Origin of the sequence: Legionella sheltonii, assembly GCF_026191355.1 — a bacterium.
GTDB lineage: Bacteria > Pseudomonadota > Gammaproteobacteria > Legionellales > Legionellaceae > Legionella > Legionella sheltonii.
This window is the reverse complement of record NZ_JAPHOQ010000005.1, coordinates 197,305-220,974: the sequence shown is the minus strand read 5'-3', so window position 1 is coordinate 220,974 and position 23,670 is coordinate 197,305. Positions and strand designations below refer to the sequence as shown.

Below are 23,670 nucleotides of genomic sequence, written 5' to 3'. Positions count from 1 at the left end.
TTTCATGCAAAAAAAATACGAATCCACGACAATGGGAGCAGCCAAGAAGGAGAAAAAAAATGTTTCCTGGAATGACAATAAGACAGAAGGACAAATAGATGAGGAACATCTTCAGATTGGGGAAAGTTTCTCTCCCACCAAAGAAACATTAGATAGCGAGATTTCAAAATTACAACAAAATGGATATACAGAAATTGAAGCGACTGCGATAGTAGGAAAACCGATAACACCGAGTGGCATAGAGATTATAAAAAATGAAATTTTTTACGATTCTGAAGAGAAAATCGCCGAGCGCAAATTTTTAGCGGCACAAAACTATAATAGTATAGGTAAAGAAGAATCTCCAGACAGTGAAGTGGATGTGCCCTCTTCGCGACAGACAGAGCAATGGGTGGAAGCCGTAACTGCTCCTAAAGAAAAATCGCCAATTTCAGGGAGTGAAGAGCAGGGCGCAAAACTTACATTACCGTCGCAAGAGAATAAGCAAGAAAAAGAGAATGCAGTAAATCCCTATAGCTTTTTCTCACCAACCACCATTGGAGTAGGAGTAATTTTAGGTGTCGCAGCGACACTGGGAATTGCTGCATTAAGGAAATAAAAAAGATTTATAAAATCTCAATTGTAGCCTGGGTGAAAGCAACGCCGTAACCCGGGTTTTCTAACAAAATCACACGATATACCCTAAGCTCTCTGAACTGCACCCAAGACGACAGAAGGCCTAAAATGTCAGGGGTTAAAATAACCATTTTTTAAATCGGTTTCAAAATCATCAGGCCAATTACTTCGGTATAGACCATATTGCATTTTTATCGAATTTTTTTCTATTGTAATCCACACCTGCCTACTGACTATTTGGTTGGGATCATAACTTGAACCGTTCTTTATTGTTATTTTGAATTCATGAGTAGCAAGCCGATTTCTAAATTAAATATTTTGAACATCTTCTTTTATTACATCCTCTCCATTATGCATTGTTTATTCCTTAAACGGGTACCTGAGGTAATTATAGTATTAACAGGTTACTTCTCATTAAATTCAGTGATCCAAAATTTTTGTGATGAATTGATATTTGAAGGCACAGGCGCTACGACTATAGTCTGCACCAATGGGGGATTAAATGGTCCGTCAGCAGTTGCCCATTGGTAAGTGATCTTAAATTTCCAAGAATTTTTACCTTGCGCCATTTTTTTAATCTTATAAGAAGTTATCCATGGACTAGAAACCCCGGAAACCCAATAGGGCCAACGATCTTTAAATTTCTTTTTCAATTGATCCGAAAATAACATGAATTGGACAGCGCCATTACGTTGTTTATTCGCTTTGGCAAATAAGTTGGCTACTCCGTCTAACTTCTGAGGCGCCAGTGCTTTCTCCAACATGGAGATTCGAGCTGCATCTGAATCAGATGGTGACACATTTTCAGTCATACCCTGTGCGGTAACAGAAAATAAAATCATCAATCCACTGAGCACAATACTTATTTTTGATATGGTCATAGTATTCTCTTTATCAAAGGTGGCTTTAATCTATTATTTATAGGCCAAATAATCCCTAATGTCATTAGGCTCTATCCGACGCCATCCTGAGCGTAGAGATCTCGAGATGATGAGAATTGTAGGGCGTGTTGACAATTTATCCCCACCGGCTACGTGCCGCGACTTGTTCGCGGCATCCAGGAAATGGTCAAGTTAAAGATGAACTTAATTCATTGCTCTAATCGATTGATGAATAAGAGCAAACTCATAATATATCGATTTCAATATCAAGTATAAAACGAGTTTGCAATGGCTAGACTGATGCTCAGTGATGAGCTATGGTCTAAGCTAAAGGAGATAATGCTACAACATCAGATATATGACAAACCTAATCTTCGTATGATGGTTGAGGCAATGTTATATCGCATGCGTGTAGGCTGCCCTTGGCGAGACCTACCTAAAGAGTTTGGATTTTGGAATTCTGTCTATCAACAATTCAATCGTTGGTCCTCAAAGAACAAGTTGATGATGATTTTCAAAGCGCTCATACAACATCCTGATCTTGAATGGGAATTTATTGATGGCAGTATCGTTCGTGCCCATCAACATAGCTCAGGCGCCATAGGAAAGAAACATCAAGCAATAGGGAAATCCGTTGGTGGTAATACAACAAAAATTCATAGGGCAGTTGATGCTTGCCGCCTTCCGATTGAATTTCAATTGACTGGCGGAGAGGTACATGATGCTAAAGCAGCTTCAGGTCTCATTGAAACACTCCCTAAAGCTGATTACACCATTGCAGACAAAGGATATGATAGCGAGGAAATTCGAGATCAGATTAGGCAAAAATCATCTACTCCAATGATTCCTCGGAAGACGAACTCTAAAACTGGGAATGCTGATATTGATTGGGGTCTATACAAATATCGTCATCTAGTTGAAAACGTATTTGCGCGACTTAAACTTTTTCGAGCTGTTGCCACAAGATATGATAAATTGAAGAGAAATGATGCGTCAATGCTCGCAATGGCTTGTTCCTATATTTGGCTACCAATGTAATCAGTGAAATTTAGGTGATATCATCGCATTGAGTCCAACACTCTGATCAAAACAAGGAAGCCAAATGAAGTCATTTTATGTCTATATTATGGCAAGCAAGCGAAATGGTACACTATACGCTGGTTCAACATCAGATTTAATTAAACGAGTATGGGAACATAAAAACAACCTGATTCCAGGATTTACAGCTAAGTACAATGTACATATATTGGTTTATTATGAGGTTCATGAAACCTATATAGAAGCTGCTCGACGTGAAAAGCGATTCAAAAATTGGCCCAGGCAGTGGAAGTTAAATTTGATTGAGAACCTAAATACAGAATGGCATGATCTTTATGAAGAAATTTGCCACTGATTAAGATCGGCTGGTTGCCGCGAACAAGTCGCGGCACGTAGCCGGTGGGGATGAATTGTCAACACGCCTTAATGGGATGAGTATTTTTTAAAGAGCGCAATCAAATGCTTCGCTGAGGGCCCCATTTCTTGAGGTTGGTGGTGTACTAAATAAACGGGGTACGTTCTGATATTATTTTCCTCCATAATCAGAGGGAGGATCGGTAAATTTCTCTCTTCGACCATTTGCTGTGGGAGCCAGGCAAAACCTATCCCGTGCGCCACACATTGAACTTTCATTTCCAAGGTACTTAGTTTCCAATGAAATTCAGAACCTAACCAACCTTCATTTCGTTTATGATTGGCTCCAGAATCCTGAGCGATGAGATAACGTTCCTCATAAAGATCTTCGAGAGTAACCTGTTTTTGATGCAAGGGGCTGTCTTGATGAGCGTATGGACGAAAATGCACGTCCATTAATTTATTCCCTGTATAACCTTCTGGAATTTTTGAAATAATAGCAAGCTCTACATCCCCCTGAACTAATTGATCACTAGGACCTGATAATAAGCCTTGATGGATAATGAGCTTAGTCGATTGATTTTCCTGAGCGAATTGGTGCAATACGGCCATTAATACAGATAATGGGAAAATCTCATCAATGGCGAGGCGCAATGATTTTTCATAGGTTGATTTTAAATTAAGCGCCGCGAGTTCAACATTTTTTGCCGCCCGGGTAATTTGTCGCGATAACTTTAGAATTTCCACTCCTTGTTCAGTCAACACAGCCCTACGTCCCTCAAGCTGCAGTAATTGCAACCCTAGCATGTCCTGAAGTTTTGCAATGGTATAGCTGATATTGGATTAGCTTTTATGCAATTTTATTGCTGCTTTAGCAAAGCTACCCTCGTCGATTACGGTTTGTAATACCCGCCATTGTTCCAAAGTGACCTTAGTCATCATTCATCACTCTAATCCATCTAAAAATTAGATATATTTGACCAAAATTATGCGCTTTTTTAATTTAAATAGCCATTTATAATCAATTTGTTAGATTAACAAGGAGCAATAATGAAAAAAATACTGTTGTCATTAATAACAGGCGGTTTATTGATTCACTCAATTTCTGGCGTCGCAGGATCTCTTCAGGAGACTAATAAGCACATAGTAAGCCAATTTTATCAAAAAGCATTGAATGAAAAAGACTTTGATGCGGCACAAAATTACTTGGGCGCATGGTATATTCAACATAATCCTATGGCTCAAGATGGGATTGAAGGCTTAAAAAACTACATCAATTACCTCAAAAACACATACCCTCAATCACACAGTGAAATCAAACGTATTCTTGCCGATGGAGATTATGTGATTGTCCATGTTCACTCTGTTCTAGAACCGGGAACAAAAGGACGAGCTATAATGGATATTTTTCGTCTAGAAAACAATAAAATTTATGAGCATTGGGACGTGATTCAATCCATTCCGGCTGAGTCAGCAAATAGTAATGGGATGTTTTAGAAAAAATTCCCCTTCATCCACTTATAAGTACCTTCTCTCCTTTGGGGAGAAGGATCGCATAATTGATCTTAATAAGCGGACCGCATTAAGTATCTAGCGCAAATTGGTGATATTGTTTATTCTGTCATCCCACAATAAATGATTTGATTAAAAATGATAAGGATATCTTTAAAAGAGGCAGAGCGCTCGGAATTAACAAGACTTCGCTTGGGTAGAAATACAAACATTGGTGAACGTGCCTACTATGTATTGTTATCAGACCAAGGAAAATCCCCGCCCGAAATAGCGAAACAATTAAATAGAAATATTATCACGATACGGTTATGGCTAAACCGGTATGTTGAAAAGGGAATTGAGGGTCTTAAGACAAAAAAAGCATCTGGTCGTCCCGCGCAAAAAGCACCGGCAATAGAATCCAGGCTTAAAGAATTGTTAGAACGCTCTCCACAGGATTATGGTTATCAGGAAAGCGGTTGGCAAATTAATTTGCTACGTGATTGGTTTGATAAGCAAGGCATTAGGGCCTGTGAAAAAACATTTGCGAAGGCCCTGAATAAACATGGCTATGTGTATAAACGTTTTTCAAAAACAATGCCTGAAAATGCTCCCTCACCGACGGAGAAGAAATCAAAAGTTGCAGAGATTGTGACAGCGATAAAACAAAACACTCCAAATGAGATGGAAGTTTTATTTGCTGATGAATCCCATTTTTCTAATCAACCATATGTTAGCCGTGGATGGTTCAAAACAGGTGAAAAAAAACAGTAAATACGGTTAAAAATAGACTGAGCAAAACACTTTTTGGTGCTTTAAATTTAAGAACGAGCCGATTTTACTGGAAACAAGCCGATTCAGGAAACAGCCAGCAATTTATTATGTTTCTGCATCAGCTTCATAAAGCAAATCCCAATAAAAAGCTTGCGATCATTTTGGATAATGGAACGATACACAAAAGTAAAAAAGTACAGAAATTTGTCAAAAAGCATGAGTGGGTAGACTTGCATTTTTTACCACCGTATTCACCTGAGTACAATCCAATAGAGCGTTTTTGGCATTGGTTGAAGCATAAAGTTTACGGTTGTAAATCATTCGCTAAAATGGAAGATCTTATTCAGCAAGTGAGAAAATTGATCTGGCACTATCATGAGGGAAGAACTATTTCCAAAATTAATTTCAATTATGAGGCTTATCTTGATTTGCGCTAGATACTTAATGCGGTACGCTTATAAAGAATCTTCGCACCCAGTCGCTCTAAAGAAATAATCAATATGAGTAATAATTCGACTGAATTGACTCTAAATCATTTTTTAAATAATGCCCAAAAATATAACAAACAATATATAATTGCTCTTTTTTATCCATTAAAAATACGCATCATACATAAAATAAAGTTCAGGAATTAAATGAAAACCCACACTGAAATACTCGAAGAGCTAGGCTTGTTATATGAAAAGAATCAATTACCAACCATTGAATCTTCTGTTGAACCAAATGGTGGAGTTCTGAACCTGGATAAAGTGCTAGCCAATAATCCAGAATGCTGGGATACCATCGCTATAGGTGCCTCCCAACTTGAGAAAAAGTCGATCATTCTCCAATGTAATTTAAATGAATCATCAAAAAATTTCCAATTGAAACAACGTGTTATAAAAAAATTAATTGAAGATAATTTTTCCGTATACGTTCCGACCCAGGAAGGTTTAAAAAAAATAGAGGATGAGGAACAAGTGGCGCTCATCGATAAGCTGTATTGTAAGTTAGATTCAACTCAAGAAACTGCCCAGCTAAAAAAACTAAATCTTGTCGGCGATCGCATTACTGTTTTGGATGTACCTCGATTTGATGATCTTTGTGCAAACATTTTAAACTCCCCTACTGCTTTTTTTCATTTTATCAACTTCATCACCCTCGATTTTGTGCATCTGTACAGCGAACTGGGTTACAGCGAAATGTGCAAAAGTGATTTAAACAGTGCCCTGGAATGGTCTTTTGATACGGCACCTAATCCGGATACAGATTGGCGAAAAAAATACGTGCACTTTGAGGAAAAAATTTCCAGCAGAAACCCAGGAGAACCAATTCCTACTTTTTTGCAATCGGCTCAAGCGCTAAATATCGCTGAAGAACGCGATAATCTTTATCTTTCCTTTTTACTAAAAAATTATCCTGACTTACTCAAAAAACCAACCCATATTTCTTTGGCCAACAACAGATTACCCTTATTTTCTTTTCTCAACCGAAGAGAAAACCTATTTTCACTGTCCATAGACTGTTGTGAATTTGGACCCGATGAGGCAGAAGAAGACCCGGATGATGAAGTCCTGTTAACGACTGCTTTAAGATTTTTTTTCGCCCAAGAAGTGCGATTTTCTGCACAGTATCTTGCTACTTTATTAAATAACTCACCTCATTTGGTATCTCTTTGTCTTCTGAATGGCTCGGTGAAACATCATACTCCGCTAGCACTTAATCCTAAAAAATTAACTCATTTAAAAACCATTTCGCTGGTCAATGAGTGGATGGCGATCTCTCAAATCAGCGATTTAATTAATGCAACTTCCAATTTAACTGAGCTCAATTTATCTAAGTGTTACGGACCTTGGGATAGCCCCCTTACAATTAAGGCGCCACTGACTCATTTAAAGGAACTGTGCGTCAATGCCAGTCTTATTTTTGATGATCTCTACACGCTTGTTAATTCGGCTCCCAATCTCGAATTATTAATCATATCCGGGTTTGATTGGATGGAATATGAAGCGCCTCTAATTCAATTAGAGAATCCACTCAAAGCTCTAAAAAAAATGGTTATCACGCACGGATTGATGACTGCGGGACAACTCCAAAATCTCCTGAATTGTGCTTCGAATTTAACCCATTTTGACATGTCGTCTTGCTCCATTGACATCGAGTCAATCAATGTTGCACCCAATTCGCTACCCAATTTAAAAGAGTTCATTGCCCTAAAAAATAATCTAAACACCAAACAATTACTTAACCTTTTAGCCGCGGCACCTAATTTATATGAGATTAAAATTAATAATCCCTCGAATCTCCTTGACCTGCTTAATAGTTTGAATCCTGGGTCGCTTCCCTCTTTAACGCACATTTCCTTTACTTCAGAGGCATTGACTTTTGCGGAGTTAAATCAATTAATTAAAGTGGCACCTAATTTAAAATCAATATCCTATCCTAATCCCCAAAATAAAATGGAGCGACTTACATCACAATGGCTTCAAGGGAGTTATCCTCAAATTGAAATAAAATTTTTAGAAGAGAGCTCAAATAAATCCCAAGAATTGGTGGTACCGAGTGATGGTTCTTTATCGCTTGATGGACATATTGGTAAAAACGATCACATCCCCACCTTACCTGCGCGAACAATTTTCAGAGCCAAAGAAGGTCCAGATCCTCTAGTTTCAGACTATCACCTTGAGTCATTTTTTTGGTTTGCTCCCACCAAAAGCTTTAGACCCTATGTCCCTGAAGAAAAGCATTTAGCACCCGTTTCTGAATCTTTAAAACGCTCTACACAACAATTAGAAGAACAGTTTGACCATCCAGATACACCTAAAAATACGGTGTATGGTCAATTTATTTTTGAAAATCCCCAAGTCGGCAGATGGCTTCAATTACCTGCTTTAAGTGCCTACGATAAACTCATTGACTATGCAGCAGAACATCCTGATTTTGAAATTAAAAGGTGTAATTTTTCAGGTTATTACTTCATAAAGTTCAATAAAAAAGTAGAATCTTGTCTAGTGAATTACATTCTTGAACCAAGGAATAATATTGATTTCACCCTGGACCAAAAGGCTCCCAAAGAACATCTCAAATGGATATCCCAATTATCTTTTGATGCCACAGGAAAATTAGTTGACTGTGAAGCATATCGAAGCTTGTTACAACTTGATGTCATAGAACGTATTCAAGCATTAGCCGAACATTGCCGTTTTGAAAAAGAATCGGCAGAGTCGGATATAAAAGGTAATGTGATTGATGTTTTGAATGCTTTAATTAAAAAACGAGCCGGGGTTTGTAGACACCGTGCGCAACTTTTTTCTGCTCTGGCGGATGCCTTGAACATCGGTGCCAGTCTTATTGATAACGACGTTCACCAATTCATACGAGTACACCACAAAAGCCTACGTTTTACTTTGAATTTAGGTGGAGGAGCAGCGGACATTATTAACCTGCCGATCCCATCACTTAAAAAAAGGCAAGAAGCGAAGACTCAGGAAGAATCTGTAGCGACAACAAAGAAAACCATCCCTCCCTTAAAAGCAGGCAATCGATTTCAAACCTGGAATAACTTCCCGATCCAAGCCCAAAATGCAGATGAACTGGCAAAGAAACTTTCTGCTAAAGATTCGCACGTAAGACAATGGCTTATTTTTAAAAACAATCAAGGTATAGAAGCGCTGCATCAAGCATCCTTGCTGTGCAAAAACACGTTGTTTTCACGAGACTTGGATTCGCTGGTGCTTCATCACACGAGGGTCGAGCATCACAAGGATCAGAAAGTAGATAGCCCAATAAGTCAATTTTTAAAGAATGCAACATTAAATCCAAATGAATCCTTTACTTGGTTCATTAACTGGTCTGATCCCAAAGCACGTCATGTCAGCTTAAATAGCATTATTGATAATGAAGACCGTAATCTCGGAGGTCTCCCTATCCCCTCTAATGTGCATATTGTCGTAGGAATGGACGAACGCTCCGCATGCAAAATGGGTGATGATTTTTATTCTCGTTTTGATGCAATCAGCCAAGCACCTGAACTCCCTGCCATCGTTTTGCCAGAAATTAAATTAAATCAACCGATAAGCGATGATGATGTTCTTTTCCCTTCGCCGCTCAATTGGGAGTCCATTTTTCTAGGACGGCATACTTTTAATGAGGGTACTTTAGACATTGCACCGGGTGCGCTCATGAAGGCATCTGAAAATAAAACCACCAAGTTGGTGTTGCATAATGCGCCATTTGAAGACCCTAAATTCCATTTCTTGATCAAAGAATTAATGGCTAAAAAGCGCTTTTTCTTTAATGGCGAATGGCATGAGTTGCATAAGGATTTTCACCTGGAATTTGCCCAACCTGATTTGAGTATTTATCCCGAGGTGATTACGCCTAAAGAAACGCCTGCAAAAAAGCGAATTGTTAACCAGACAACTCTGCCCTTATTTTCTAATCAATACAAAATCACTGCAAAGCATACGCTTAAACCGCTGCCGGGATTTTTTGCGGCAGATCCCGCTCTTGAATTGATCGTCACTGATAATTTAACTGAAATCCAGTGGTATAGCCTCTTAAGGGAAGCCCAAAAAGCATCCTGCGCCCTAACGATTAAAGCAACACCTAAGGTATTCATTCCTGAGCCATTAAAAAAATGGGTAATTCCCATAGAACCATTAGGACAAAAGAGCCGTCTCATTATTTCCAATGATTTAGATGATGCAGAGAAAAAATATAGGTCTGAAGGCACCATCACCATCAATGTTGATCCTAAAACCAATTTTAACAGTTTGTTCTTTCATGTATCATTAAAAGACAAACAATTTAAAGGTGAAGACACTGAATTACTAAAAGCCATTAAAGGGGGCAACCCGGTAATTCTCAAAGGACAATTCGCAACAACTTTTGCCCAACAATTACAGACCCTCTTCGTTGATCCACCCACACTTTGGGTCAATGGTGAACCGGTTTCAGCTCCAAACATCACCTTAATTACGGACCATGCAGCTCCTTTTAAAGCTGTCCATAAGACAACCCATGAGTACAAACCTGAAGAAGATTTCGCCCGCTTAACGCCTGGTTTAGCAGAACAGTTAAAGAAAACCTACCAACGGCTCCAACTGACATCATGTCATAGCCATTTTATTGATTTGCCTAAGGACCCAACCCAGCATGAAAAATGGCTGGATCATTTAATCCTGCGACTAGAGCGCCGAGCAGGAATTCTTCCTGACCATGCGGAGCCAACTACTCCTGAAATGGTAATGAACTATCTGGACGATCATTCCTTTGTGTTTCTAACGAGTAAAACTGGAGCTGGGAAGAGCTATTTTGTCCAGAAAATCCTGCCTCAGTACGGTAAGCAACATCTCAAACCTATTAAAATCTATCATGGATTGGCCGGAGTAAAAGACTGGCTTGAGCATCAGGATACGAGACAACCCATATTATTTCTTGATGAAGCCAATATCAGTCAGAATCATTATGCATTGTTCGAAGCACTTGCACGAGGAGATAAAGAGTTTTGGTATGAAGGAACCTGTTACCCATTAAAAAAACATAAAATTATCTTTGCAGGTAATCCGACTGATTATGAGGGACGTTTTGAGCCTGATTTATTTAGACGCTTCCCCCATTATTTGTCCTTTGAAGGGCAACCCTTGGATAAAATCTTAAGTCCTCTACTTGAGCACTATGATTATGAAAAAAACTTATTCAATCTCATTCAAACCTACTATATCAAAGCACAAGATGCCGGACTGAATATTACCTCCCGCAATGCGCAAATGATGTGTCTGCGCTTTTTCATCTTAAAAGAGTTGTCGCAAACTAAATTGCTATCCCATGATTTTCTCATCCGCTATGCCATTTTAAGTGAAATCAAAACATTAAATCTCGATAAAAAACTGAGCCAATCGATTCGTCTTGACATAAAGCAGGAAAAAAGCTGGAAACAAGAAAAAAAGTCACTTAAAGAAGTCTTAGAACAATTACAGCCTCAAACGATTGATAAAAAATTCATTTGGACTGACTCACGCAAGAAAATAGCATTAAGCATCGAAATGTTGTTGCTTATTCGAGAAAAAAAGATAAAAGGTCTTTGGGATCAGGAATTAGGTATCAATGGAATCATTCTTGAAGCAGAACCCGGTCTGGGTAAAAGTCAATTAGTCTATGCGTTGCTGAAAGCAAAAGGAGTTGAATACAACACCATTGCCCCCACCAATCCTAAAGAAGTACAAGCGAAACTCCTAGATGCGTTTCATAAAGGACAAATCGTTTTTATTGAAGAATTCAATACCCAAGTGCATGAAGAATTACTTAATGCATTACTTTCAGGCTATGACCTCGAAGGAAATCCACCAAAAAAACCCGGATTTTGCCTCATTGGGACCCAAAACCCAACCACATTTCACGGCAGACAACCCTTATCCAAAGCATTAGATAATCGTCTGATGTTGGCCGAATTAAGCCATTATAACTTCAGCGAATTCATCCAAATACTGACTGAAAAATTCCAATTACTTGTAGAGAAGGCAAAAACATTGACCGAAGAATATTTTTCAGCACGCACCTATGCGCAAAGTCAAAGCTTATTTCCACCGCCAAACCCACGAAATGTAATGAAAATGGCGGAGGAAGAACAAAGAAATGAAGTATCGGTGTATTAGCGCTCGATAGCAATTACAGAAGCTGCATTTGTAGTAGTTTGGGCCTTGGCCGAACATTTTTAATTGCAAGCAAAGTCTTTTTGTCGGGTCAAGATTTCACCTGCTTCAACGCAGGTTTCATTAAAGCATCCAAGCTATTACACTCACAAAATTCCTATTGGGCTACACTTGAATTATAAGAGGAATAATAGGAGTGCTCAAATGGACACATCGAAGTTTTTAAGTAAGGTCCTTGGGATTTATCTAATTGTGGTCAGTCTGGCCATTTTAATCAACCTGCATCAATTTACACTCTATGTCCAAGAGTTGTTAAAGGATGGTCCATTAATGCTCGTCCTGGGGTTTTGGACCTTTACTCTGGGTTTACTGATGGTTGTAGGCCATAATGTTTGGCAATGGAGCTGGCGACTTTTAATCACGATTATGGCCTGGATTATCTTATTAAAAGGTGCGAGTATGATTTTTTATCCGCATTATATTGATAGAGCGACCCTTTTATTTGTGCAAAATAAAAGTATTGCCTACAGCGCTGTCGGATTTGATCTGTTCATTGGCATCATCCTCTGCTATTTGGGTTTTAAACGTTAAACTTGCAGCCAATCGAGCAGGCTAGAAATATAAATAGATCCTAGTCAATTTATAGAGGATTAGGTAAAGTATTAAGACGGATTATTTTTTCGATTAAGGGACGGGTAATGAAAATTTTGGCAAAATCGCTTTTTTGTACGGTCTTTTTAGCTAATATTGCTTTTGCTGATGACATATCACAATTCAATACACAAATTCAAAGCCAGTTAAAACAATTGCAAACCGATCAACAACAGCAAACCCAACAGATGAACACCCAGCTGCAGGAGCAAATTAAAAAAGTACAAGCTGATTTGCAACAACAAATACAATCGGTAAATGCTCAATTGCAAAATCAGATAAAAACAGTACAAAGTCAGCTACAGATGCAAATACAAACTGTAAATTCTCAAGTGCAACAATTAGCAAGCAAACAAGCATCGCAACCGATATCCGTTCCAGCTCCAGCTGCTCCGGGAAAAAAATAAAATAATTAAATCACCTTTCCCGCGAGAGCGGGAACTCTTTATTCCACACCTTCTTAATTCTTCCTCATTTTTGCTTTCATCTCTTTTTGTCTTCTCACAAGTCTTAATCAAAAGAATCATAGAAGATGACAAAAGAATTTCTCACCTGATCTAGGTTTAAGCAAAAAATGCATTAACAGTATATACTTTAAGATAAAACTGGATCAGAGCAACAGATGCACGAATTTGTATGTAGTTGAGGGGCTGAGTGAGGGAACATGACCAGACGTCAAATTGACTATCAAAAGGTGGCTAACGCCGCAGAAAGAGTTAAAAAACAAGGCCGAGAACCATCGCTTACGAATGTATGCGAAGAATTAGGAATGATTACACCAACTCCTAATCTCTCCACGCTACTCGAAAAATGGTATCACACACAACCTGAGTTTCAGCGCTCTATTAAAGCCCCACTGTCAGAAAATATTAATGTGAAACCCCATAACATTCTTGAAAAAAACATAGAATTGGAAAAGTCCTTATCTCTATTACGCGCTACTCTTGAATCGACTGCTGATGGCATCATGATGGTTAATGGTAAAGGACAGGTGGTGGATTGGAATCAAAAGTTCGTGGAAATGTGGCGAATTCCCTCCCATATGTTGGAATCGGGTACCGAAAGTATCGGTTTTGAATACATCTTACAACAGCTAAGTAATCCCGAAGCAGTCATCGCTGATGTGAAGTATCTTTATGAAAATCCAGAATGGCAAGGAGAATTACCTGTTTTACATTTTAAAGACGGACGAATTTTTGAGCGCTTTACGCAACCACAACGGATAGGTTCTGAAATTGTTGGCAGAGTATACAGTTTTAGGGATATAACCCAAAAACTAATGGAGGAAGATGAGCTTCGCATCCGAGAACGTGCCATTGAAGCAAGTACGCATGCTGTAGTTATCATTGATATTTCCAAACCCAATTTGCCGATTATTTATGTTAATAAAGCCTTCGAGCGCATCACTGGATACAGTGAACGACAAATATTAGGACAAAATCTTACCTTTTTGCATGGCAGCAAAATGGAGCATGTCAATCAAAAGCGAATTAACCTGGCAATTAAGGAACTACGTGAAGAAACAGTGGAGTTAGAAAGCTACCGACGCAATGGCGAAGTGTTCTGGGCGGAAGTGAGTGTCGCTCCAGTTAGGGATTCATTTGATAACGTCAAACATTATGTCTGTATTCTTAACGACATTACGCAACGACGTGAGATGGAACAACAATTAATCCAACAAGCAACTCATGATTCACTCACTGAATTGCCTAACCGAGTATTATTAATTGACCGTGTGGATCAAGCCATTTTACAAGCGAAGAAAAAAGGTTCTATGTTAGGCTTTTTATTCCTTGATCTGGATCATTTCAAAATGACTAATGATACTTTGGGGCATAGCATTGGAGACCGACTGTTACAAGCAGTGTCCAACCGCTTACTTCTTGCTACAGATGATTTTGATACCGTTTGCCGCTTAGGCGGTGATGAGTTTGTCATTTTATTACAAGATGTGGCGACTGAAATGCAAGCGCAACAAAAGGCAGAAGAAATTCTCACTTCAATCGCAAGACCCATTCAAATTGATCAGCACAATTTAAAAATTACCGGCAGCATCGGTATTAGCTATTTTCCTAAAGATGGTGATGATTACGAATCTTTAATGAAAAGTGCCGATCTATCGATGTATCATGCCAAAGACAGCGGTCGCAATACCTATCGCACTTATGATAAAGAGATGAACATGCGCATCATTAACCGCATGCAACTCGATAATGCGTTACGTGATTCACTTAGGAGAAATGAATTTCATCTGGTCTATCAACCCTTTATTAATTTAGCTACAAACAAAATTATTGGCTTTGAAGCCTTATTGCGCTGGCACAGCCATATTCTAGGCGATGTACCACCCAATGATTTTATTAGCATGGCTGAGGAAAATGGTTTAATTCTTGATATTGGTCTGTGGGTTTTGCGCGAAGCATGCAGCCAACTGGTACGTTGGCACGCACAAGGTTATGATCAGTTAACCGTTGCTGTAAATATTTCGGGACGGCAATTCCGTCAAGCACATTTATCTGAAGTCATTGAAAAAATCCTTCTTGAAACTGGCCTGCCAGCTAAATTCCTGGAATTGGAACTGACTGAAAGCTTACTTGTCGATAATGTAAAACATGCTGTGGAAACCATGTATGAATTAAAAGACATGGGAGCAAAATTAGTCATCGATGATTTTGGCACTGGCTACTCCAGTTTATCTTATCTCAAGCAATTTCCTGTAGATAAATTAAAAATTGATCGTTCATTTATTAGTGAGTTAGTCAATCGGGAAAATGATGCCGCCATTACACGAGCCATCATCAACTTAGGGCATAGCTTAAATTTAGAGGTACTCGCTGAAGGAGTAGAAACCGACTTACAACGTGAATTTATTATGCAACATGGTTGTGATTACGCTCAGGGATATTATTTTGCCATGCCTCAAAAACCAGAAGAATTACGCGACTTTATTCTTGGTCATCTTTAGAATCGCTACAACGCCACATCACCCGAAGCCGCCTCTAAGTCATCTCGAGCTTCCTCCTGTTCATCCCGAAACGTTTACCCGTCATCCAGCGTAGCGAGGGATCTCCTCGCTGTGGCTCGGTATGATGCTCCATTTATATTTCCTATGATTCGTTCAAATCGGTATGATTTTTGCTGGTAAAAATTAGGTTGAGAAGTATTAAGAGAGTTTTTATGTGGCATTGATTGATTAATTGAAACAAGCAGTCGCAGTACTTTGTTACCCGATATGATTTGGAAGGGTTCACTGCTTTTAAGGAAATAGCTAAACAGGGACACAGGTCGCTGGCATGAGGTTAAGAATCCCCTCTCCCACTGGTGGGAGAGGGGTAGGGATGAGGGTTCATTCGTTGCAATACCCTCATCCGCCCTAGCGGACACCCGCTCCCTTTTAGTGCGAAGGAATATTTCCCAAAATGGCAGTATTGAAACCTAGCCTCACATACGGCTGCGATTGTTATAAAGGAGAATGGAATGAAAGAGGTAACCATTATTGGCTCGGGTTTGGCAGGAACTTTACTCGCACTCTATCTGGCCAAAAGAAATTATAAACTTGAGCTTGTTGATGCACGGCCTGATCTAAGATTTATGAGTACAGATGATGGACGCTCCATCAACCTGGCCTTGTCATGTCGTGGCATTACCGGCATGGAAGGTGTAGGCATCATGCCGCTGGTGAAAAAGCTCATGGTTCCTATGCGCGCCCGTGCGATTCATGAACTTCAGGGACAAATTAAATTCCAATCCTTTGGACGGCATCATGATGAATACATCAATGCCATTCAACGCAATGAACTCAATATATTATTGCTTAATGAATTAGAAAAATTTCCTAAGGTTAAACTCAATTTCAACAGGAAACTCATTGATTTGGATGTCGACAAAAAAAGGGTTACTTTTGAATTACCGGATGGTTCCTTCATAAAACAAAAATATGAGCTTTTAATTGGTGCGGATGGCGCAGGTTCATGCGTTCGTGAACAATTAAGGGCAAAACATTTAGTTCATGCCTCACGAACGTTCCTACCTTATGGATACAAAGAGCTTTCCATTGGAGAGCCTGCACAAAATCATCTCATTCACGAACATTTACACCTGTGGCCAAGAGATGCCTTTTTATTGCTAGGCAATCCCAATCTTAACCAGTCGATTACAGGATCCTTGTTCTTGCCCACTGAAGGAAAAAACAGCTTCGCTGAACTGGATAATGAATTGAAAATCAATACCTTTTTTAAAGAATCCTTTCCAGATGCTTTTGCGCAAATGCCTAATTTATTGGAAGAGTTTACGCAACACCCTATGGGTAATATGAGTACTATAAAATGCGACCCCTGGTATTACCAAGATCAATGCTTATTAATCGGAGATGCCGCTCATGGTGTAGTCCCCTTCTTTGGCCAGGGAATGAATAGTGCTTTTGAAGACTGTCGTATTTTAAATGACCTTCTGGATAAATATCATGATGACTGGAAGCAAGTCATGCCGGCATTTTACCAATCGAGGAAAGTAAATACTGATGCGGTGGCTCAAATGTCACTGGATAACTTCCATGAAATTCAAATTGATATTAGAGACAAGCAATTTAACTTAAAGAAACAGCTGGAACACGAATTAATGCATCGATATCCAGAACATTATGTTTCAAAACACGTTTTGGTCATGTTTACCAATACTCCATATGCTGAGGCACAAGCGCATGGGGAGTTACAAGCACAATTTTTAAATAAAATATGCGACAAAGTGGAGCGAATTGAAGCGATTGATTGGAATAAAGTAGAGAAAGAACTTAAACAATATGACAAAAAATTGGCATAATTAAACTGAATTTTAAAATATGTTAAAAAATTCAAGGGACTTCTTTGTCAAAAATTTGACATTATGGTGTTTTTTTGTTCATTTTTATTGACGGAGTACACTGCTTTTGGATGAAAAAAAGGGGCAAATTCCCCCCTTTTTATCGTATTCGAGCAAAAAAGAGAAAAAAAAGTTGGTATGCGTCATGCATTGTTAAAATTGTCCAACAAATTTATTCTCATGGAGATGGCTATGAAAATCATACAAGATTATATTGATTCCAAACAACAAGAATTCATGAATCATCCTTTTTTTGAAATACTCGAACAATTGAAAAGTTTAAAAGAATTGAGTTACTTTGTTCCTGAACTAACCTTTTGGGCAATGACGTTCCAAGATATTTTAAGAATAAATGAAGAACGAGTTAACGACCCCTACTTAAGAAAAGTTGCTCGTCATCATAGGCTCGAAGACGCAGGCCATGAAAAATGGTTTCTGCATGATAAAAAATATATGGGAGCAGTTAATATCGATTCAACAAATGATACAAATGATGTAAGTTGGCTTTATAGTAAAGAAACTCAATTAACTCGTGATGCCGCCTATGCTATTTTAGCAGAAGTTTATAAAGCGAATGATGAAATTCTCAATATTGTTCTCCTTTTAACTATTGAATCATCAGGACACGTTTTCTTTGAAAAAGTATCAAAACAAGTGAAAAAAACAGGAGAAGATAAAAACCTCAAATATTTCTCTACATCACACTTAGAAGTAGAAATGGCCCATGCCTTGTTTGAAGAAGAAATGGAACGATCATTGTTTTCGAGAAAAGTACCTATCCACACTCGCCGCGAAGCATTAAAAATGGTAGACCGATGCTATGATGCATTTAACAAGATGTTTGATGGATTGATTATTGCTTGTAATCGAAGACTCGAATTGGCAAAACAAAGGAATCATCAAGATGCTGCAAACAAAGAACCAGTGGAACTCATTTCACATAAAGCAGTGTAAAAAAGAGTTTGGACAAGCGGTGCTCAGCGATGAGCACTCGCTTTTTTTATTTCATGAAGATTTTGGTAAACTCATACACTCCAACCCTGTAGCCGTCTTCGAGCCTAAGACCATTGAAGACCTGCAATCATTTATCCAATATGCCCATAACCATCAATTGCCTATCACAGTTCGTGGCAATGGAATGAGCCAAAGCGGGCAATCGCTTGCAGTTCCAGGTGGATTAATCCTGAGTATGAGGCACTTCAACGATACATCGGAAGCTGATGCGGATTCGATTTGGGTTGACGCCAACGCCACGTGGGCATCTTTATTAGAAAGCTCGTTAAAACAATCAATGGTTCCTTATGTAGTTCCCCATAATTGTAATTTATCCGTTGGCGGTGTGCTCTCTGCAGGAGGCGTAGGTGCTGCATCATCAAAATACGGTAGCGTTGTGGCTCATGTAAAAGCCTTAGAAGTGGTGCAAGCAAATGGAACAGTGGTCCATCTAGAACAGCATTCGCCTTTAATGTCTGCTTGTTTGGGCGGGCAAGGACGCTTTGGTCTGATCACCAAAGCGCGCATTGCCTTAAGACCTTGTTTCAAAAAGGTGAGAACATTTTTTTTGCTTTATGCCGATAAGAACGAATGGTTGCATGACATGTTTTTATGCCAAACAAATGCAGATTATGTGGAATCATTTTGCACACCAGCAGTACAAGGCGCAAAATTATCGGAACAAGGTCGCCTCCCTTTTGCGCAATGGTTTTATGCGCTGCATGTCGCTGTGGAATATGATAATGATCCTCCAGCTTTCAGTGATTTAGGCTTAAAACCCTGGCGACTTTTACATACCCAAGATGAATTAATCCATTCTTATTTACATCGCCATGATTCGCGCTTTAATGCGATGAAAATGACTGGGCAATGGGAGCTACAACATCCATGGTACGAGTGTTTTATATCTGGTGCACAATTAGAGAACCTGGAAGAGTTATTAGCTACTTTGCCTTTACACTATGCTACTGTAGTACATGTTGGACGAATTGCTTCACCCTCTCCGACGGGATTTTTACAACTTCCTAAAGGTAAAGATATTTTTGCCCTGATGATCCTGAATCCCGGTTTACCAAAAGCATTAATTCCAAGTTGTTTGGAAACCATCAAACGCCTGGATGCACTCTTTCTACCGCAAGGAGGTAAACGCTATCTTTCTGGATATTTAGGTGATGCTCCGGATAAACACTTTTGGCAACTTCATTTCGAAGACCGCTATGATGATTGGGTTCAATTAAAGGAGCAGTATGATCCACAAAATATTTTTTGCTCGGTGTTGCATCCCGAATAATTGTAACCTAGAGTAAATCCAGGAATTTCCCTTCTCCCCATAGGGGAGAAGGTACCCGTCAGGGCGGATGAGGGTTTACATTAACTGTCTAAATTGTGCCGCGCTCCTCAAACTATTTGGGTTTAAATTCCATTAAAGTAAATAAACTATTCGTTGGATAACTGTTTTTAAAAATAAACCCAGTGGGTTCAATTGATTTTTGCCATTCGGATAAGGTACGTTGCCGTCCTCCTAATAAAACCATCATCACCAAATCCATCGTTTTATTTGGATGTGGCTTATTGTCATCGGGCATGACTTGTTCTGCAATAAATAAGGTTGCATTTTTAGGCATTTGTTGTGCGCAGTTCTTTAAGATTTTGTGCATCATTTCATCATTAAAATCATGCAAAACCCCCTTAAACACATAAGCATCTGCTTGGGGTATTGTCGCAAAAAAATCCCCTTCTTGAAGGGTAACTTGTTTAGAAAAGCTGTTGCGATCCAATTGGGAAATCACGGCCGGTGTATCAAAAAGAATTGCTGTTAACTCAGGATATTGGCTGGTGATTGCTTTCAAAAGCCCTCCTCGGCCTCCCCCCATATCGACAATGCTCGAAAAAATGGAGAAATTAAATGCTTGGCTGATAGCTGTTTCATCATATGTAGATAATTTCGCCATCCCTCTATCAAAATTTTGCTGTTTCTCTGGGTGTTGGCTAAGAAAACTAAAAAAATCATCTCCATGTTGCAGTTCAAACGCAGGCGTCCCGGTCTTAAGGCTGGCATCTAACTGAGAAAAAGCTTGCCACCAAACATCATCAACCATACACAATACATCACGCATTGAGTGAGGGTCATCATCCCGAAGCGGTTTAGATAATTCGGTTAACGAATAAAAGCCATTATCGTAATTAAATAAATCATAACTTGTTAAAAATTTTAAAACCCTATCCAGCAATTCGGGCTTGCTTTCCGTGAGTTTGGCCAACTCATCAATCTTTTTAGGTCCAAATGCAAGATGATTCGCGATGCCTAATTTGGCGATGGCATGTAATGCTCTTGAAACCACATACCACCGAGACATAATCGCTAATTGAAGCGGAGGGTTGTCCATTTGAGATTGCATTTATAATTCCTTTTAATATGATTTATTTATTATTGGTTAATTAGCTAAAAAAGTTAAGTATTAATCATGTAATTTCTCAATAAGTGCGGACTAATTCGATGTGTTCCTCTCCTCTGCTGCTTGCCCGCAGCATGTAGGCTGTGTATTTGCCAACCTTATTGAGAGGGTACTTCTTTATCCCCAAAAAAACGAACGCATGGATATCGAACTGTTCTCAATTCCCTCATAAATGAAAACCAATTCATCTTCATTTCGTGTTGCACCTAAAATATAGAGCAATGGATAATAATGATCCGTTGTAGGAACACTTAATTGACCTGCCTCGGTCTGATCATAATGATTGAGCAAAGCGATAAAATCTCGAGTGACTAGCTTTTCCTTGAGCCATTCATCATACTCTATTGCCCAATCATAGGGCCTTGATTTGCATTCCCAACTAATCTTAGAAAGGTTATGTACCAGATTACCACTACTGACTATCAGAATGCCTTGTTCACGTAACCCTTGTAATTGCTGACCAATTTGATAATGAAATTCCCCGGGTTGCTCTATGGCGATACTCAGTTGCACGATAGGAATATTCGCACGAGGATATACATGTCGCATCACCGACCAGGTTCCATGATCTAATCCCCATTGCCCGTCATCTAAATGAATTGGTGTCTTTGTCACAATCGTTTGAATCAGTTCTGCCGTTTCAGGGGAACCAGGGGCTGGATATGAGATATTGAACAGCTTTTTAGGAAACCCATAAAAATCATGAATCGTTTTAGGATTTGGCATATGGGTAACCCACGAACCTTCGGTGAGCCAGTGAGCTGAAATACATACGATTGCTTTTGGCTGAGGGATTTTATTACCTAATGCATGTAAACTCGAGGTAAATTTATTGGTTTGAATTGCATGCATAGGACAGCCGTGACCTATAAAAAGCAACGGCATCCGCGTGTTGCTGCCCCAATTATCCCTAATTTCCATAATCAAGCACCGTAAGTCAGTACTCACTTAGTATCAATATTAGTTCAAAAAAATCGCACCGGTTTAATTTCAGCCCCAAATTGAAAAAAAAGTTCCATGATCTATGACTGAATATTGGCTGTTTTTATGATGGCAACGGCAACGCTGCTGATGGGATGTTTACCTAAGGGAGTTCTTAACTTAAGGGCGAGAGGAAGTCCATTTCAGTACTCTAGCCTATAGATAATATTCTGTTGTTGGTGTTGCTTGTTGTTGGTGTTCTACTTCAGATTTTTGCTGGGGAATTTTAAAACCTCGTTGTTCAAGGCAAGAGGAATCTACAGGAATGATTTTGCCCCAATGACTCAGATGAATATTTTGCGCTAAATGGGATTTACTAAGTAATATATTAACTACATCATTTTCAAATCCTACCGGGCCGCAAACAAAGATGGATGTTTCAGGATCAATATCTTTTGTCTTTAAATGTTCTGAAATACGTCCTGATTTAAACTGATTTCCTTGTTCTGCTGTAAATGAAATATAGTGTCGTGCATCTTGATTGAGCTTCAAAATTAACTTTGGAAATGGAAGATCTTCAAGCTGTTTTGCGGAATAAATAATTGAAACCTCTTTTCCTTCAGATGTTAAATTTTTATACATGTTTCTCATGACGGATTCTGCAGAGCCAGCACAAATTAATAATACTTTTTGCCCTGTTGGCTTAAATTCATTTCCGCAGGGTGCATCAACTTCAAGATCTGAATTGACTTGACTTTCAGAAAGACAATTTTTCGCCCCTTGTTTCAATACTTGACTAATCTTGATATACGAATCATTTCTATCTGACGCAATAGCTAAATAAAGAGGTTTGCTGGATCCATGAATAACCATATATTGTCCATTCCCACAATCTTTTGGAGAAAGGCCGTTTATCTCTAAACTATAGACTTCGCTTTCTCCGTGTGTTTTCTTTTCTTTGAGTGTAGCTTTTTGATGTACCATGAGATGACCTCTAATAAACTTTAATTGAACAAGTAATGCGCTATATTGGGAAGGACTCAGGAATTTCCGAGCATCGAAATCAACTCATTACGAGTTGAGTAGCGAATATCCGAAGTCCAGCATGTTGTGCTGATCATAAATCGCAACCACAGGGATTTGCTTTCTTTTGACCCTTGAAGCGCATTTATTATACAAATCATTCCTTAACGAATTATTATGTCCATTGTCCTGGAGGGTGATGAATTGTCTCAATTGATTGGCTGAAACAAATAGAATGAAACAAGTTAATATAAATTATATCTGGAGCGTTTTTATAGTATGGGCAAAAAGCCCATACTGGGAAATAGAGTAACTACTCAGCTAATGCTACCGGCAACATTGCTGCTTGACTCAAACTGGCGATTCTTACTCCAAAAGCAACGAGTAATCCTCCCATGATTTTAACAATATAAAATTGCAAACGATTCAGGTTGGTTTTGACATACTGATGGGTCAACATATAAGAAAGGCAGGAAAACCAAATCATGTGAATTAAAGCGATTTCTACCCCATAACCTAACTCAGCGGCAATGGAATGCCCAGGCTTTACAACTAAGGTAAAAAATGCCAGTAAAAACATAATTGCTTTGGGATTTAAAAGATTACACAACAAACCTTGATTAAAGGCTTGCAAACCCTTAATCGAATGCGTGGCGTGATGGGCATCCAACTTCATCATTTCACGTTTGGCCAATAAGCTTTTGATGCCAATATAAATCAGGTACGCTGCGCCCAAATATTTGATAATACTAAATGCGAGCAATGATTTTGAAATAACTAGTGCCAGTCCTAAAATACAGTAACTTGCATGAATCAAAAGACTTACTGAAACCCCCAGGGCGGTATAAATTCCTGCTCCTCTGGAATAAAGTAAAGAATTCTTAGTCACCAGGGCAAAATCAGGTCCAGGAGAAATCGCAGCCAACATAATCAACATACTGATCGATAAAAACTCTTGCACAATAATCCTCCATGTAATCAGAA

The 23,670-nt window shown here is 38.9% G+C and carries 20 protein-coding genes; 13 read left to right on the top strand and 7 right to left on the bottom strand.

The annotated features are described in order from the left end of the window. Positions 1-4 precede the first annotated feature (4 nt). Positions 5-598: a hypothetical protein gene (locus OQJ26_RS07370; RefSeq protein ID WP_265703224.1), complete on the top strand. Its 594-nt coding sequence runs from the start codon at positions 5-7 to the stop codon at positions 596-598. Positions 599-1,019: 421 nt separating this feature from the next. Here the strand turns inward: OQJ26_RS07370 and OQJ26_RS07365 are convergent, their stop codons facing one another. After that, positions 1,020-1,496: a hypothetical protein gene (locus tag OQJ26_RS07365; RefSeq protein ID WP_265703223.1), complete on the bottom strand. Its 477-nt coding sequence runs from the start codon at positions 1,494-1,496 to the stop codon at positions 1,020-1,022. Positions 1,497-1,784: 288 nt separating this feature from the next. Here OQJ26_RS07365 and OQJ26_RS07360 point away from each other — a divergent pair, with 288 nt between their 5' ends. Both OQJ26_RS07360 and OQJ26_RS07355 read left to right on the top strand, forming a co-directional pair. Further along, positions 1,785-2,534: an IS5 family transposase gene (locus OQJ26_RS07360; protein ID WP_265703222.1), complete on the top strand. Its 750-nt coding sequence runs from the start codon at positions 1,785-1,787 to the stop codon at positions 2,532-2,534. Positions 2,535-2,598: 64 nt separating this feature from the next. After that, positions 2,599-2,889, top strand: coding sequence for a GIY-YIG nuclease family protein (locus OQJ26_RS07355; protein WP_265701926.1), 291 nt, complete (start codon positions 2,599-2,601; stop codon positions 2,887-2,889). A gap of 68 nt (positions 2,890-2,957) precedes the next feature. Here the strand turns inward: OQJ26_RS07355 and OQJ26_RS07350 are convergent, their stop codons facing one another. Further along, positions 2,958-3,653, bottom strand: coding sequence for a substrate-binding domain-containing protein (locus tag OQJ26_RS07350; RefSeq protein ID WP_265703221.1), 696 nt, complete (start codon positions 3,651-3,653; stop codon positions 2,958-2,960). Positions 3,654-3,731: 78 nt separating this feature from the next. Then, on the bottom strand, positions 3,732-3,830 hold the full coding sequence (locus OQJ26_RS07345) for a LysR family transcriptional regulator (protein WP_265703220.1): 99 nt from the start codon (positions 3,828-3,830) through the stop codon (positions 3,732-3,734). A gap of 108 nt (positions 3,831-3,938) precedes the next feature. Here OQJ26_RS07345 and OQJ26_RS07340 point away from each other — a divergent pair, with 108 nt between their 5' ends. From OQJ26_RS07340 to OQJ26_RS07295, 10 genes are all read left to right on the top strand, one after another. Beyond that, on the top strand, positions 3,939-4,385 hold the full coding sequence (locus tag OQJ26_RS07340) for a nuclear transport factor 2 family protein (protein WP_265703219.1): 447 nt from the start codon (positions 3,939-3,941) through the stop codon (positions 4,383-4,385). Positions 4,386-4,538: 153 nt separating this feature from the next. Further along, positions 4,539-5,153 (top strand): IS630 family transposase, encoded by a 615-nt coding sequence (locus OQJ26_RS07335; RefSeq protein ID WP_265703218.1) that lies wholly within the window; start codon positions 4,539-4,541, stop codon positions 5,151-5,153. A 17-nt stretch (positions 5,154-5,170) separates the two neighbouring features. After that, complete coding sequence (locus OQJ26_RS07330; protein ID WP_322783961.1) at positions 5,171-5,590, top strand: IS630 family transposase; 420 nt, start codon at positions 5,171-5,173, stop codon at positions 5,588-5,590. A gap of 198 nt (positions 5,591-5,788) precedes the next feature. Beyond that, the gene (locus tag OQJ26_RS07325; protein WP_265703217.1) at positions 5,789-11,788 is read left to right on the top strand and encodes a P-loop NTPase family protein; all 6,000 of its coding nucleotides are present in this window, start codon (positions 5,789-5,791) and stop codon (positions 11,786-11,788) included. Positions 11,789-11,989: 201 nt separating this feature from the next. Then, a complete protein-coding gene (locus OQJ26_RS07320) occupies positions 11,990-12,376 on the top strand; it encodes a hypothetical protein (RefSeq protein WP_265703216.1) in 387 nt (128 codons plus the stop codon). A gap of 107 nt (positions 12,377-12,483) precedes the next feature. After that, positions 12,484-12,843: a hypothetical protein gene (locus OQJ26_RS07315; RefSeq protein ID WP_265703215.1), complete on the top strand. Its 360-nt coding sequence runs from the start codon at positions 12,484-12,486 to the stop codon at positions 12,841-12,843. 257 nt (positions 12,844-13,100) lie between these two features. Continuing rightward, a complete protein-coding gene (locus OQJ26_RS07310) occupies positions 13,101-15,401 on the top strand; it encodes a bifunctional diguanylate cyclase/phosphodiesterase (RefSeq protein ID WP_265703214.1) in 2,301 nt (766 codons plus the stop codon). A gap of 512 nt (positions 15,402-15,913) precedes the next feature. Further along, positions 15,914-17,254, top strand: a complete 1,341-nt coding sequence (locus OQJ26_RS07305) for an FAD-dependent oxidoreductase (protein ID WP_265703213.1) — start codon at positions 15,914-15,916, stop codon at positions 17,252-17,254. A gap of 231 nt (positions 17,255-17,485) precedes the next feature. Continuing rightward, positions 17,486-18,247, top strand: coding sequence for a hypothetical protein (locus OQJ26_RS07300; RefSeq protein WP_265703212.1), 762 nt, complete (start codon positions 17,486-17,488; stop codon positions 18,245-18,247). Beyond that, the gene (locus OQJ26_RS07295; RefSeq protein WP_265703211.1) at positions 18,198-19,577 is read left to right on the top strand and encodes an FAD-binding protein; all 1,380 of its coding nucleotides are present in this window, start codon (positions 18,198-18,200) and stop codon (positions 19,575-19,577) included. Before OQJ26_RS07300 ends, OQJ26_RS07295 begins: the two co-directional genes overlap by 50 nt. A gap of 112 nt (positions 19,578-19,689) precedes the next feature. On the opposite strand, the gene OQJ26_RS07290 is transcribed toward OQJ26_RS07295, so the two are convergent. The 4 genes from OQJ26_RS07290 to OQJ26_RS07275 all read right to left on the bottom strand — a co-directional run bounded on the left by OQJ26_RS07290 (position 19,690) and on the right by OQJ26_RS07275 (position 23,647). Then, the gene (locus tag OQJ26_RS07290; RefSeq protein WP_265703210.1) at positions 19,690-20,685 is read right to left on the bottom strand and encodes a methyltransferase; all 996 of its coding nucleotides are present in this window, start codon (positions 20,683-20,685) and stop codon (positions 19,690-19,692) included. 174 nt (positions 20,686-20,859) lie between these two features. Continuing rightward, positions 20,860-21,663, bottom strand: a complete 804-nt coding sequence (ygiD, locus tag OQJ26_RS07285; RefSeq protein WP_265703209.1) for a 4,5-DOPA-extradiol-dioxygenase — start codon at positions 21,661-21,663, stop codon at positions 20,860-20,862. Between the two features lie 216 nt (positions 21,664-21,879). After that, positions 21,880-22,647, bottom strand: coding sequence for a ferredoxin reductase domain-containing protein (locus OQJ26_RS07280; RefSeq protein ID WP_265703207.1), 768 nt, complete (start codon positions 22,645-22,647; stop codon positions 21,880-21,882). Positions 22,648-22,999: 352 nt separating this feature from the next. Further along, positions 23,000-23,647, bottom strand: a complete 648-nt coding sequence (locus OQJ26_RS07275) for a LysE family transporter (protein ID WP_265703206.1) — start codon at positions 23,645-23,647, stop codon at positions 23,000-23,002. Between the last annotated feature and the right edge of the window lie 23 nt (positions 23,648-23,670).